The 12,950-nt window shown below is 48.5% G+C and carries 11 protein-coding genes, 1 riboswitch and 1 other annotated feature; of the genes, 3 read left to right on the top strand and 8 right to left on the bottom strand.

What is annotated here, in order from left to right; all coding sequences use genetic code 11:
- The first annotated feature begins 60 nt into the window (after positions 1–60).
- Complete coding sequence (gene murB / locus KNO70_RS11590; RefSeq protein WP_015880509.1) at positions 61–981, top strand: UDP-N-acetylmuramate dehydrogenase; 921 nt, start codon at positions 61–63, stop codon at positions 979–981.
- Positions 982–1,076: 95 nt separating this feature from the next.
- Here murB and ald read toward each other — a convergent pair whose 3' ends face one another.
- The 4 genes from ald to trhO form a co-directional block, all read right to left on the bottom strand.
- On the bottom strand, positions 1,077–2,207 hold the full coding sequence (gene ald, locus KNO70_RS11585; RefSeq protein ID WP_214812645.1) for an alanine dehydrogenase: 1,131 nt from the start codon (positions 2,205–2,207) through the stop codon (positions 1,077–1,079).
- A gap of 132 nt (positions 2,208–2,339) precedes the next feature.
- Positions 2,340–3,563: a PucR family transcriptional regulator gene (locus KNO70_RS11580; protein WP_214685137.1), complete on the bottom strand. Its 1,224-nt coding sequence runs from the start codon at positions 3,561–3,563 to the stop codon at positions 2,340–2,342.
- 91 nt (positions 3,564–3,654) lie between these two features.
- Complete coding sequence (locus KNO70_RS11575; protein ID WP_143180200.1) at positions 3,655–4,080, bottom strand: divergent PAP2 family protein; 426 nt, start codon at positions 4,078–4,080, stop codon at positions 3,655–3,657.
- Between the two features lie 118 nt (positions 4,081–4,198).
- On the bottom strand, positions 4,199–5,140 hold the full coding sequence (gene trhO, locus KNO70_RS11570) for an oxygen-dependent tRNA uridine(34) hydroxylase TrhO (protein ID WP_214685141.1): 942 nt from the start codon (positions 5,138–5,140) through the stop codon (positions 4,199–4,201).
- 225 nt (positions 5,141–5,365) lie between these two features.
- Here trhO and KNO70_RS11565 point away from each other — a divergent pair, with 225 nt between their 5' ends.
- The gene (locus KNO70_RS11565) at positions 5,366–6,010 is read left to right on the top strand and encodes a TVP38/TMEM64 family protein (protein ID WP_214685143.1); all 645 of its coding nucleotides are present in this window, start codon (positions 5,366–5,368) and stop codon (positions 6,008–6,010) included.
- 17 nt (positions 6,011–6,027) lie between these two features.
- Here the strand turns inward: KNO70_RS11565 and KNO70_RS11560 are convergent, their stop codons facing one another.
- Together KNO70_RS11560 and KNO70_RS11555 are read right to left on the bottom strand one after the other, a co-directional pair.
- Positions 6,028–7,311 carry a Na+/H+ antiporter NhaC family protein gene (locus tag KNO70_RS11560; RefSeq protein ID WP_196430354.1) on the bottom strand — a complete coding sequence of 428 codons (1,284 nt, stop codon included), beginning with the start codon at positions 7,309–7,311 and terminating at the stop codon, positions 6,028–6,030.
- A gap of 69 nt (positions 7,312–7,380) precedes the next feature.
- Positions 7,381–7,476: riboswitch (SAM riboswitch) on the bottom strand.
- Positions 7,477–7,574: 98 nt separating this feature from the next.
- The gene (locus KNO70_RS11555; protein ID WP_214812644.1) at positions 7,575–9,254 is read right to left on the bottom strand and encodes a GGDEF domain-containing protein; all 1,680 of its coding nucleotides are present in this window, start codon (positions 9,252–9,254) and stop codon (positions 7,575–7,577) included.
- Positions 9,255–9,408: 154 nt separating this feature from the next.
- Positions 9,409–9,620: a binding site (T-box leader), on the top strand.
- Positions 9,621–9,677: 57 nt separating this feature from the next.
- Between KNO70_RS11555 and argS the strand changes: the two genes are divergently transcribed.
- Positions 9,678–11,360 carry an arginine--tRNA ligase gene (gene argS / locus KNO70_RS11550; protein WP_211781869.1) on the top strand — a complete coding sequence of 561 codons (1,683 nt, stop codon included), beginning with the start codon at positions 9,678–9,680 and terminating at the stop codon, positions 11,358–11,360.
- 472 nt (positions 11,361–11,832) lie between these two features.
- Here the strand turns inward: argS and KNO70_RS11545 are convergent, their stop codons facing one another.
- Positions 11,833–12,411, bottom strand: coding sequence for a metallophosphoesterase family protein (locus KNO70_RS11545; protein WP_015880518.1), 579 nt, complete (start codon positions 12,409–12,411; stop codon positions 11,833–11,835).
- Positions 12,408–12,899, bottom strand: coding sequence for a YajQ family cyclic di-GMP-binding protein (locus KNO70_RS11540; protein WP_074034908.1), 492 nt, complete (start codon positions 12,897–12,899; stop codon positions 12,408–12,410). Before KNO70_RS11540 ends, KNO70_RS11545 begins: the two co-directional genes overlap by 4 nt.
- Positions 12,900–12,950 lie beyond the last annotated feature (51 nt).

The raw sequence follows: 12,950 nt of genomic DNA, 5'->3' as shown, positions 1-12,950 counted from the left end.
GAACGAGTGAGATGGGACCGAGACACTGATTAAATAGAACATAAAGGATTGAGTGAACGCATGAGCTTTTTACAGCAACTCCAGATGATCATTCCGGCCGAGCGCGTCCTTCAAGACGAGCCGTTGTCGGCACACACGTATACAAAACTAGGCGGTAAGGCAGATTACTTCGTGGCTCCACACACGTACGAAGAAGTACAGGCCGTCTTACAACTGGCCCATCAAGAAGCGATGCCGTTTATGATTCTTGGCTTCGGTTCAAACTTGATCGTCCGCGATGGTGGCATCCGTGGAATCGTTTTGAACTTGAATGAACTCGACTCGATTCGTCGAGAAGGGAATCAAATGATTGCGCAGGCAGGAGCGGCGATTATCGACGTCTCACGTCAAGCATTAGCAGAGGGGTTATCCGGCCTCGAGTTCGCATGTGGGATCCCTGGGACGGTCGGTGGGGCCGTCTACATGAACGCAGGTGCATACGGCGGAGAGACGAAGGATGTCATCACATCTGCGACGGTGTTGACGCAGGATGGTCAAGTACTTCATTTATCTAAAGATGAACTCGATCTTGACTACCGAACGAGCCGTGTCTCGAAAGAGGGCTTGATCGTACTCGAGGCGACGTTCGAACTAGAACCGAAAAACTATGAATTGATCAAAGAAGTCATGGACGACTTGACGTATAAACGGGAATCGAAACAGCCGCTTGAATATCCTTCATGTGGAAGTGTGTTCAAACGTCCGCCTGGCTATTTTGCCGGCAAGTTGATTCAAGACTCAGGTCTGCAAGGGAAACGCATCGGAGGAGCGGAAGTCTCGCTCAAACATGCGGGCTTCATCGTCAATATTGATGAGGCGACGGCGACTGAGTACATTTCACTCATCCGTCACGTCCAGGCGACCGTTAAAGAGAAATTCGAAGTGGAATTAGAGCCGGAAGTGAAAATCATCGGGGAAGATATCGCCGTTGAGAACGCATAACGCATAATAATGAAGGAATCGGACGATGGCGTTCGATTCCTTCTTTTTGGTATAGAGAAAAGACGATGAGAACGGGCATCTCATCGTCTTAAGGGTTAAGCTTGTGTTTGTTTCGAGACCGCCTCATGGGCAGGAACGAACGGATATTCCAAATCCCGCGCGACTGCTTCATACGTGACCGTTCCGTTGATGACGTTTAGGCCTTTGAGAAGCGCCTCGTTTTCAAGAAGTGCTGAGAATACGCCTTTTTGTGCACACTCGATGATATATGGCATCGTCGCGTTTGTCAGACCCATTGTCGATGTGCGTGGCACGGCACCTGGCATGTTAGCGACAGCGTAGTGTTGCACGCCATAGCGCTCATACGTTGGCGCATCATGCGTCGTGATATGGTCGATCGTCTCACAAATTCCACCTTGGTCGATGGCGACGTCGACGATGACCGAACCAGGCGACATGCGCTGTACCATTTCTTCCGTGACGAGTTTCGGTGCTTTTGCTCCTGGGATGAGCACGGCACCAATCACAAGGTCACTCTCAGCCACTTGTTTCGCAATGTTGTATTTATTTGAGATCAACGTATTGATTGTGTTTCCGAACAAGTCGTCGATTTGACGAAGACGAGCCGGGCTAATGTCCATCAACGTCACGCTCGCCCCAAGACCAATTGCGATTCGAGCTGCATTCGTTCCGACGACACCGCCTCCGATGACCGTGACGTTCGCACGAGGCACACCTGGGAGACCAGACATTAAGATTCCCTTTCCACCATGTGGTTTTTCGAGGATTTGGGCTCCGATTTGCGCAGCCATACGTCCCGCCACTTCACTCATCGGTGTGAGGAGTGGTAACGTGCGGTCCACTTCTACCGTCTCGTAGGCGATCGCTGTAATCCTTGAATCGACGAGCGCTTTCGTTAATTCCGGCTCCGCCGCAAGGTGTAGATAAGTGAAGAGCGTCAAGTCAGGACGGAAGTATTGATACTCAGACGGTTGTGGTTCTTTTACTTTGAGAGCGAGTTCAACGCCTTCCCAAACTTCTTTCGCCGTTTCAAGAATCGTCGCACCAGCATCAATATATTCCATATTCGTGAAGCCGCTACCGAGTCCGGCATTCGTTTCGACGAATACATCATGACCAAGCTCCGTTAACATAAATGCACCCATCGGTGTTAAGGCCACCCGATTTTCATTGTTTTTAATCTCTTTCAATACCCCGATTTTCATGGAACATTCCCCTTTCATTCCGTTGACACAAATTGTTCACACCCCTAGTATAGACCCATTCGAAAACGCTGTCTTTATCATGGATTCTAAAAACGAAGACGCTCACTTTGTGAAAAATCACAAAGCAAACGTCTAGTCTTCTAATCGATATTGACCAGCCTTAATGGCTAAATAAATCATGGACCGTTCGGGTAAGGAAACTTGCGTGATATTCGTCAACTCTTCGATGCGGCGAATCCGATACAGAACGGTATTCGGATGGATATGAAGATGGGCGGCGACTCGTTTGACGTTCCCATCAAAATAAAAATACCATTCGAGTGTCTTCACGAGTTCGGTCTGATGGGATGAGTCATAATGTTGCAACCGTTCGACGGTCGGATGGGTTTCAAGTCGGAGCCCGATACGCCGAGCGAGTTCCGGGACGAGTTGATAAATGCCGATCTGCTCAAATGCACGGGAAGTCGAGAGTTCGAGCGGGAACTTGCGACGCAGCGTGGTCACCCGTCGCGCTTCTTCCGCTGCGGCATATAACATGTCACTTTCGAAAAAACGTCGACTGATGCCAAGGTGTGGTTCGGATTCGCTGAACTTGTCTTGAAGCAATTGTTCGAATCGTTCCGCCCAGGCAATGAGTGCGGTCTCTTCATCGGAGAGTTCAGACTTCATATAGTGCCAGACGAGTAGCTGCTGACCGTCGATGGCATGTAAAACGACTTCAATGGCCTCTTGCGTCGCGAGCACATAGTGAAGGCGTTCCGCAAGTTGAGGGGTGATCGGTTGAGCGCATTCGATGACCGTCAACCGACTGGCGACAGCAATCGGGGCAAGCTCGTTCAACCGTTCACGATTGGCATCCGTGAGAGTCGGGGAAGCGAGTACATCTAATAAGAAGCGCTCGAGCTCGGCGCTGATTCGCCGCTCATGCATCGCAATGGTCATCAGTAATTTTTTGGCGATGGTTGCCCCTTCTTGCAGGATAGCTAGTTCTTGAGTGCTGAACGGATTCGTCCGAGCCAAGCTCCAAATATAGCCGAGTACTTCATCATGTTGTTTGATGACGATGGCTGCGCGTTCTCCGAGACCGACGGCGAGACGGGCCGGGATGACGACGGGTTCATCTTGGTCGATGACTTCTTGTAAAATGCCACTCTCCCATAGATCTTCGATGACGGCTTCTGGGACACGACGCCCGATGATGGTCGCAATCCTGGCCGGGTCGGTCGAATCGGGGTGGGTGCTATAGGCGAGCAATTGGTGGTGGCGGTTCTCGATCGTGATTGGTGCTCGAATCGCTTGTCCGATGGCTTCGGCGAGTGTATCGAGTGACTCGTAAGATTTCTGCAAAAAAGGCATGTCGATTCCTCCTCTCTCTTGAGTATAACTTCTTCTTTGTGAAACTTCACAAAAAGAATCAAGAGTGTGAGAAATGACATACCTTGTTCCATTACATTGGGAAAAACAATCCGACGACGAGACCGAGTAGCGCTCCGACGATAACCTGGAACGGCGTATGGCCGACAAGCTCATTCAAGAGCGGGGTCTCATGTTTGATTCCTTTGAAATAATCGTTCAAGAGCCGTGCTTGGAAACCGACCGCCTGCCGAACTCCGGTCGCATCATACATGACGATGGTGGCAAAGACGACAGCGAGAGCGAATAGACTTGAGTCAATGCCTTCCATTCGCCCGATTGCCGTAGCGAGTGCGACGACGGTGGACGAGTGCGAACTTGGCATGCCGCCTGAAGCGAACATGATTTCAATTTCAAAATCTCTTGTTTTAATGAGTTCAGTTACGAGCTTGGCCGCTTGGGCGATAAACCAAGCGAGAATCGCGGCGAGTAAAGGTTCGTTAAACATACGTGCATTCACTTCCTGTCTGACATAGTATCTTCAATATACCCGAAAGAGGAGCAAGCTAGACGTTAAGATTTCGTCAAAAAAAGATGTCTTGGACACGTTCTCCAAGACATCTTCTGGTCGATTTTTGTTACCCGACTACTCCTTCAGTTTCCTGAAGTTTCTCTGCAATGTTATCGATGATATAACGGTTGCGTGGGTGTTCTTGACACTCCTTCGAGCATGAACGCATTTGTTTTGGTTCACACTCTTCACAACAGAAATGCTGTACATTGCACTCCGGGTTAGCACAATTAACGTAACGAACCGTCTCGGTCCCACAGTGCATACAGTGTGAGACGACAGATGGGTTCACGGAGTTAACCGGGACGTTGATGCGCTCGTCAAAGACGTAGAGCTCGCCTTCCCAGTCCTCTCCTTTTGTCGCTTCATCCTTACCATACATCGCGACGCCACCTTTAAGGTGGAAGATGTTGTCGTGACCAAGGTCACGCATATATGCTGTAAATTTCTCGCAACGGACGCCACCGGTACAGTACGTGAGAAGTGTTTTCCCTTCGTAGAGGTCCTTGTTCTCTTCGAGCCATTCCGGCATGTAACGTGAAGCCTCTACATCGATTTTGATCGCATTTTTAAAGTGACCAAGTTCGTACTCGTAGTTGTTACGAACGTCGAGGATGACGACATCATCACGATTCATCATCTCTTTCCATTCTGCTGGTTCAAGGTATGCACCGTGTTGTTTCGGTACATCAAACTCGCCATCAAAGCGCCACGTCACGAGCTCTTTCTTGTGACGGACAAAAATTTTCTTGAAGGCATGCTCTTCGACTTCATCGATTTTGAACTCGATATCGCTGAAGAGAGGGTTTGCTTTCAAGTCATTCATGTACTGCTCGGTTTGCTCCCAAGTACCAGAGCACGTCCCGTTGATTCCTTCGGAGGAAATCAAGATGCGTCCTTTGATGCCGAGGTCCTTACAATACTTCAAATGTTCTTGCGTGAGTGTTTCTGGGTCTTCGATGTTGACGTACTTATAGTACAACAAGACCCGCATTGGTTTTGTTTCCATGTTGTGTTGCTCCCCTGTGTTCAGTTTTTTGCAGGAAAACGAACGTTGGGTTGTGTCGTTCGACGAATAGACTTGCCTGCAACCACAAGTCCATTATTATATGATAAATATCACGACGAATTTTCGCAAATGGTTTTTAATTTTTTTTGACGAATGCAGGGAGATGCGTCTTGAAAATTGAATTCGGGTAATAGAGTAGTAACGAAAGTTGAAGGTGGAACGACTATGCTAAATTCTCTCCAACAGTACATTATCCAATTGATCGAATGGCTTCAAAGTTTGCCTGGTGGTCCATGGGCCGGTCTAGGTGCACCGTTTTTAGAAGCGATTTTTCCATTTTTACCACTCGTTTTAATCATCTCTGCGAATGCGGCGACATACGGCTTTCTGTTAGGGGTCCTCTTATCCTGGATTGGGAACCTTCTTGGAACGATCGTCGTCTTTGCAGCCGTCCGTTATGTGTTCCGCAAACCGATGACACGCTGGCTCGAGAAACATAAGGCGGCGGTCTATTGGTTAGAACGCATCAATCATATGAGTCCGATCTCACTCGGATTCTTATATTCTCTTCCATTCATCCCGGTCAGTTTGATCACGTATTTATTGGCGCTCATTCAGATGCCGCTCCGTACGTTCATCATGGCGGCAGGATTCGGGAAACTGCTCGTCGTCGTGATTTTTTCTGTCATTGGGGACCAGTGGGAAGAATTTATCCAAAGCCCGTTTCGCTTATCCATGCTCGGTCTGCTCCTCATCGTATTATGGGCCATCAGTCGAGGACTTGAAGAAGTGCTCAAACGACGGGCGTTCAAGAAACGAAACGAACAGTTGAAACAAGAAATGATAACCAAACGACAAACACCCCTTTGAACAAGGGGTGTTTTCACTTATGACTGTTTTTTAAAACGTGGGAAATTGAATGCGATGGCGATTCCTCCACAAATAAAGAGGAGGAACGGATAGAACATGAACGGGACGAGGTCCGGCGATGCGGTCTTCGTCAATTCTGCAGCGATGAGTAATTGAGCTCCGTACGGAAGAATCCCTTGTACCCCACATGAGAAGATGTCGAGTACGCTTGCTGATTTCTTCCGTTCGATGTCATACTCGTCCGCGATGTTCGCTGCAAGTGGACCGGCTACGAGAATGGAAATCGTATTGTTCGCCGTCGCTACGTTTGTCGCACTGACAAGTCCAGCGATGCTCCATTCGGCACCGGCACGTTTTTGAATACGAGATGTCAACGCGTCACGTAAATACGTGAGTCCGCCGTTGTGTGAGATGAGACCGACGAGTCCACCCATGAGTAATGTCAGGAATGAAATTTCGGCCATGCCAATCATCCCGTCCGCAATAGCTGTCACAAACGCCGTGACGGATAGGCTTCCATCTAGGAGACCGATGATGCCGGTGAGCGTGATGCCACCTAACAGAACCAAAATGACGTTCAGTCCTGTCAATGCGAGTCCGATGACGGCAAGATACGGAATCAGTTTGTACCATTCGAATGCGGCGACATCGACCGTTGACTCCCCATTTGACAAGACGGCGAGTAAAACCGTCGTGATGATGGCGGCCGGTAACACGATCCAGAAATTCGTGCGGAATTTATCACGCATGTTCGTTCGTTGCGTCCGGACGGCAGCGATCGTCGTGTCCGAGATGAACGAGAGATTGTCCCCGAACATCGCCCCTCCAACAACGGCTGCGGCAGCGATGGCGACATTGACGCCACTCTCTTCATGGATACCGAGGGCGATCGGTGCAAGTGCCGCAATTGTACCCGTCGACGTTCCCATCGCCATTGAAATGAAGGCGGCGATGACGAAGAGTCCGCTCAAGAGAAGCGAAGGTGGTAATAGAGTCAAGGCGGCGTTGACCGTTGCATCGATTGCCCCGATGGCTTCCGCTACCGTTGAAAAGGCGCCAGCCAGTAAGAAAATGAAAATCATGATGATGATGCCCGGATTGCCGGCTCCTTGCGCGATGCGCTCGACGGTTTGGGTGGCACTTCCTTTTGTCATGAATGCCGCAACCATCAAGGCGATGATGGCCGCAACGAGTACCGGAAACTTATAAAAGTCTCCGTAATAGACACCCGCCCCGATGAAGAAGAGTAAGAAGACGAGTAACGGCAAGAGTGCCCATTTGTTTGCTGTTGGTTGTTCCAAAATAATCACCTCACTAAAAAATAAAAAGGACCCTTTTCTGAGAAAAAAGGTCCTTCGTGCGAAATACCCTTTTCATCTTTCGAGCAATACGCCCGCTGGATTTGGCACAGGTTCCCCGCTGCCGAGACTTCACAGGGCCAGTCCCTCCGTCTCTCTCGATAAAAAGTGAATCTATCCAATTAGTAAACACGTTCCCTAACGTACCTGTTTCAAATCTGCTTGTCAACTTAAAAACTCCCCAATTCGATGTGAGAAAGGGGAGTTTACGTCGTTAAATTGTTGAAGTGCGCCACGCGGTTACGTCCCGCGTATTTACCACCGACATATAGCGCACGGTCCGCGTTTCGAATCGTATCGTCTAATCGCTTATTTCCAAACGCATCGATTGTATCGACCCCGATGGACGCGGTCACAGAAATCTCGTGATGATCGACAAGGAACGGTTTCGCTTCGATTTGCTGGCGAATTCTTTCTGCAATGTCAACGGCTTGAGACATGTCACAATGATTGAGAAGCAAGATAAACTCTTCCCCGCCATAACGGGCGGCAAAGTCATCAGCGCGAAGGGCTTGCCGGATACGTCGACCAAATTCCTGCAACACTTGGTCACCGACTTGATGGCCATACGTATCATTGATTTTTTTAAAGAAATCGATGTCGAGCATGGCGACCGAGATCGGATACATCGAGATGTCGGATATTTGTTGAATCCCGTATTCGTAGAAGGCGCGGGCATTGGCGAGGAGAGTCAAACTATCCGTCCGGCTCTCGGTATACAGACGATCTCGTTCATGACAACGGCTGATGGTCCGGTTGAACGACTTGAGCAACTTGAGGATTTCTTGTTGGATAATCTTCGGATACCCATATACAGGTTCTCCTGTCATCACGATCCATGTGCGAATTCCCTCAATCTCTTCCGAACGAATTGAGACGAAGCTATGGTAGTCGTCATGGAAAGCGTCAGACAATGAAGCATCCCACTCAAATCGCATCTCGTAGTCAAGGACAGGCTCGACAGGTTGACTGATATCCAGTAGCGCAAATACGACGGGGCGATCAATCGGTTGACGTGTCTTCAAGTCGAAGTAGAGTGTGCGATTAAACAGCTTGAACTCGATATATCCTTCATCGTAATGGTTCAATTGTTCACACTGACTTAAAAAGACTTCAATGGCTTGTGCTTCGCTCTGTGATAAAGAGACGGCTTCTTTCGCTTCGTCGTACTGTTCAATCAGAGATTTATACGCATCCTGTCGTCCTTTTTGAATGAGAAGTCGTTTGATGAAGAAGGTCAACGCTGCCGCGATGCTGCTCACGACAAGTAAATTCGTCTCTCGGAAGAACGCTGCCGCTAAGATGAAGATCAAACTGACGACATATGTGTAGAAAGCGATTTTCATGAAGTCGCTCAATGCGATATCGACGCGGAACCACCATCTCACCTGATATTTTTGAAATACGGTATTTAACAAGATAGCAAAGAATAACCCGGCAAGCGGTACAAACGATTCTTGCGAATAAAAATCAAGGCCGGTTACCCCACCGAGGGCGAGATAGACGGTAGCGGGAATGACAATTTCTAAGTATGCCGTAATCGCGTTCCATGGATAGGTGAAGCGGAATCGGCGTATGGCGACTTTTGGTCTCAGATTGGCGAACTGAAAGACGAATAATCCAATCTGGTTGACGATGAGTGCGGTTTCAAATCCAAAGAATAGAAATAGAATTAATACAATACTCTCAGAGAATGTGAAGTACACACCTTTGACTTCGATTGAATCGAGTTGAAAGATGATGACAAGTAATGAGATTAAAATAAAGGACAACGGATCGATGGTCGGGGCGTGCAGCACATCCAATGCAAATAATCCGATGGTGAAGCAGAACAAAACACTCCATATACTCCAACCGAGCACGGACATCTTGCGAAAGTGGTTCATGTGTTCCCTCCTAGCATGGGACATTTCAAGATATAATAGTAAAGATTCGTCATGATTTCGTGCGAGTCCTGCCTTTCTTTTATCATGCTTGAATTCTAGCATTGAGTATACAGGGAATATCCTCTATAATGAAGTTGCTTTTCAACCGCATAGACGAAAGTCGATGAAAAAGAGAGTAACGATGGTTTAGTCAACAAAGCGACCTGGGGATTGGTGAGAGCCTGGGCTGACAAACGTCGCGAAACGCACTTTTGAGATGCTATCCGAAACGAGAGTAGGCATAGCCGGAGGGAACCGTTATCACCATAAAGCGGTCTGCATCATGCAGGCAAGAAGAGTGGTACCGCGGGAATTCCCGTCTCTTTGCATCTATGCAAAGGGCGTTTTTTTTATGAGTTGTTATTGAAGAAGGAGGACATACAGATGAGTTATGAACGCAAGTATGCAGAAGCACTATCCCGTGTCATCGGTGAAGAACTCACGATTGACCAAATTGAAGCATTGATTGAGAAGCCAAAACACGAGGCGCACGGTGACCTCGCGTTCCCGTGTTTCCAATTGGCGAAAGCTTACCGGAAAGCACCTGTCATGATTGCGACAGATATTGCAAATGAATTGAACGATGAATTGTTCACGAAAGTGGAGGCGGCGGGACCTTACGTCAACGTCTTCTTGAGCCGTGATGTCGTATCAAAAGAAATTATCAACACGGTGCTTGAGGAAAAATCAGAGTATGCAACACACGAGGCACGCAATGAAACGATTGTGACGGACTTCTCGTCACCAAACATTGCGAAGCCGTTCTCGATGGGTCACTTGCGTTCGACGGTGATTGGGAATGCAATCAACCAAATCGCACGTAAAAACGGATATGACGTCGTCGGCGTCAACCACCTTGGAGACTGGGGCACTCAGTTTGGGAAATTGATGGTCGCCTACAAGAAGTGGGGCGATGAGGAAGCGGTACGCGCCAACCCGATCGCAGAACTCTTAAAATTATACGTCCATTTCCACGAAGAGGCGAAGACACAACCAGAACTCGAAGACGAAGGTCGTGCTTGGTTCAAAAAGCTTGAAGATGGTGATGCGGAAGCGACAGAGCTTTGGCAGTGGTTCCGTGACGAGTCACTTAAAGAGTTCCAAAAAGTATATGACCTCCTCGGTGTGAAATTCGAAAGCTTCAACGGGGAAGCGTTCTATAACGATAAAATGGCACGCGTCGTCGAGATGCTCGAAGCGAAAAATCTCTTAGTCGAAAGTGAGGGCGCGATGGTCGTCTCGCTCGAGGAAGAGAACTTGCCACCTTGCTTGATCAAGAAGAAAGATGGCGCGACATTGTACGCGACACGCGACTTGGCAGCAGCGATCTATCGTTACGAGACGTACAACTTCGTACAAGCGAACTATGTCGTCGGTGGCGAACAGGCGCTCCATTTCAAACAACTCTTCTCGGTCCTTCGTAAGCTTGGATATGACTTTGTTGATGGCATGCATCACGTGCCGTTCGGCTTGATCTTGCAAGAAGGGAAGAAGATGTCGACACGTAAAGGACGCATCGTCCTTCTTGAGGAAGTCTTGAAAGAGGCGATCGAGAAAGCGCAGGCGAATATCGAGCAGAAGAATCCGGATCTTGCGAACGCACAAGACGTTGCCCGCATGGTCGGTGTCGGCGCGGTCGTCTTCCACGACTTGAAGAACGAACGCATCAACAACATCGAGTTCGATCTCGACAGCATGCTCAAGTTCGAAGGAGAGACAGGGCCTTACGTTCAATACACGAATGCTCGTGCGAACTCACTTCTTCGTAAAGGAAACTATGACGGCTCACCATTCACTGGTGCAGACGATGACTATTCATGGGGTGTCGTCACGATGCTCAACGCGTTCCCGCACGTCATCACGCGTGCACATGAACGCCGCGAACCATCCATCATCAGCCGCTACGTACTTGACCTCGCGCAAGCGTTCAACAAGTATTACGGTCATGTTCGTGTCTTAGAAGAAGATGCAGGCAAACAATCGCGTCTCGCACTCGTGAAGGCAGTGACGCTCGTATTGACGGAAGGACTCCGCTTACTCGGTGTCGAAGCGCCGGAAGAAATGTAAGACAGACGAAAGGACCTCAAAGAAAATTGAGGCCCAGCTTGTTGACTAACATAAATTATATCGCTCGCCTTTCCGGCGCCCACGCTTTCCTGTCGGAGTCGGGACGCCGTCGGGCGAGCAACGCAAACGGTCGTCATCTGACGGCCGTTTGTCTTTTTCTAAGGCCTCGATGGCCGAAAAAATCATCAAAAGAAGGAATCCGACATGTAACGCTTCAATCCTGAAAACGACATGAAGCGAACCAGACGGAATCGAGAAGGTTCAACGCGCCAATCTGGCTTCAGTCACTGTACAAAGCATAAAAAGTTGCCTAACCTGTTGATTGGAAAGGACCGTCTCATAATACGTCTTCAATTTCTTGGGGCAGAACGCCCCAAGAAATCGAAACCCACAAAAAAAGATGGACCAGATTGCAAGATGCAATCTGGTTCATCAACAGCCTGGACCTCAAAAATTGAGGTCCTTTTTGTATTCACGCTTTCATCCGCGTCACCGTCCGGGCTTCCGTATCATAGAGACACCATTCCCGATCGAATATGACAGCACCGACGTTGATGACATATCGTTTTTTCTTCAAATGGAACGGTGTCCCGATTTCCCACGGCAAGGATTTTCCTTTTCGGTAAATCCCGGGGATGTGACTATGTCCGATGAAGACGAGTGGATATTTCCCTTTCTCGACAACCGGTTCCCAGTCTTCGTTCCATTTGACTTGATGCCCATGTAAAAAGCGGGCTTCCTCGAGAGTCGTCTGTTCCGGCAATAAGGAAATCCGTGTTTTCACGGGATGGTCGATGACGAGCACCTCGTCGATTCGCTCTTCCTGATTACCACGTAGACTCGGAAATGTGAGTAGCGCTTCGTAATTCGGATCATACGTCACGACGTCTTCCACATGATGAAAGCGTTCGTGACGTCGTTTTTTCCCGATGTGGCATTCATATAGATCCCCGAGACAGAGAATGTGCTCGGTTTCTCGCCGGACATCATCGAGAACGGCCTTCAAATCATCAAACGAACCGTGTGGGTCACTGATGATGGCGAGTTTCATCGGAAGTTCGTAAATTGGGCATCGACGGACAACTCGAGTTCACGTACGAGTTGCATGACGGCCTGGAGATCGTCACGTGATTTCCCCGTCACTCGGATTTGATCGTCTTGAATTTGCGATTTGACTTTTAATTTTGATTCTTTGATGGCGTTGTTGATTTTTTTCGCGTCATCTTTGTCGATGCCGCTTTTCAATTTCACACGTTGGCGAACCGTTCCGCCGAGTGCGTTCTCTACTTTTTGATAGTCGAGGTTTTTCGTCGGGACACCGCGTTTGATCAATTTTGTGATCAAGACGTCTTTTAATTGCTCGAGTTTATAGTCGTCATCCGAGATGAGGACGAGGTCGCCACTGTCGAGGGACATCTCACTCTTTGACCCTTTGAAGTCATAACGGTTCAAAATTTCCTTTTCCGCGATTTGAATCGCGTTCTTTACTTCTTCAAGATTCATTTCTGACACGATATCGAAAGAATTGTCTTTTGCCATGTTTCATCCATCCTTTGTGTGGTTTTGTTATAATGATAGCAGATTTGAAGC

The organism is Exiguobacterium sp. s181 (genome assembly GCF_018617125.1).
In the GTDB taxonomy this organism is placed as follows: domain Bacteria; phylum Bacillota; class Bacilli; order Exiguobacteriales; family Exiguobacteriaceae; genus Exiguobacterium; species Exiguobacterium profundum.
The sequence above is the reverse complement of the archived record's forward strand: the minus strand, read 5'-3'. Positions and strand labels throughout refer to the sequence as shown.

Coding starts and splice junctions, on each gene's coding strand:
- KNO70_RS11580 (WP_214685137.1), bottom strand. CDS start 3,563: ATGCCTTTTTTGCAGAAATCTTACGAGTCACTCGATACACTCGCCGAA.
- KNO70_RS11540 (WP_074034908.1), bottom strand. CDS start 12,899: ATGGCAAAAGACAATTCTTTCGATATCGTGTCAGAAATGAATCTTGAA.
- KNO70_RS11565 (WP_214685143.1), top strand. CDS start 5,366: ATGCTAAATTCTCTCCAACAGTACATTATCCAATTGATCGAATGGCTT.
- murB (WP_015880509.1), top strand. CDS start 61: ATGAGCTTTTTACAGCAACTCCAGATGATCATTCCGGCCGAGCGCGTC.
- KNO70_RS11545 (WP_015880518.1), bottom strand. CDS start 12,411: ATGAAACTCGCCATCATCAGTGACCCACACGGTTCGTTTGATGATTTG.
- trhO (WP_214685141.1), bottom strand. CDS start 5,140: ATGGAAACAAAACCAATGCGGGTCTTGTTGTACTATAAGTACGTCAAC.
- KNO70_RS11555 (WP_214812644.1), bottom strand. CDS start 9,254: ATGAACCACTTTCGCAAGATGTCCGTGCTCGGTTGGAGTATATGGAGT.
- ald (WP_214812645.1), bottom strand. CDS start 2,207: ATGAAAATCGGGGTATTGAAAGAGATTAAAAACAATGAAAATCGGGTG.
- argS (WP_211781869.1), top strand. CDS start 9,678: ATGAGTTATGAACGCAAGTATGCAGAAGCACTATCCCGTGTCATCGGT.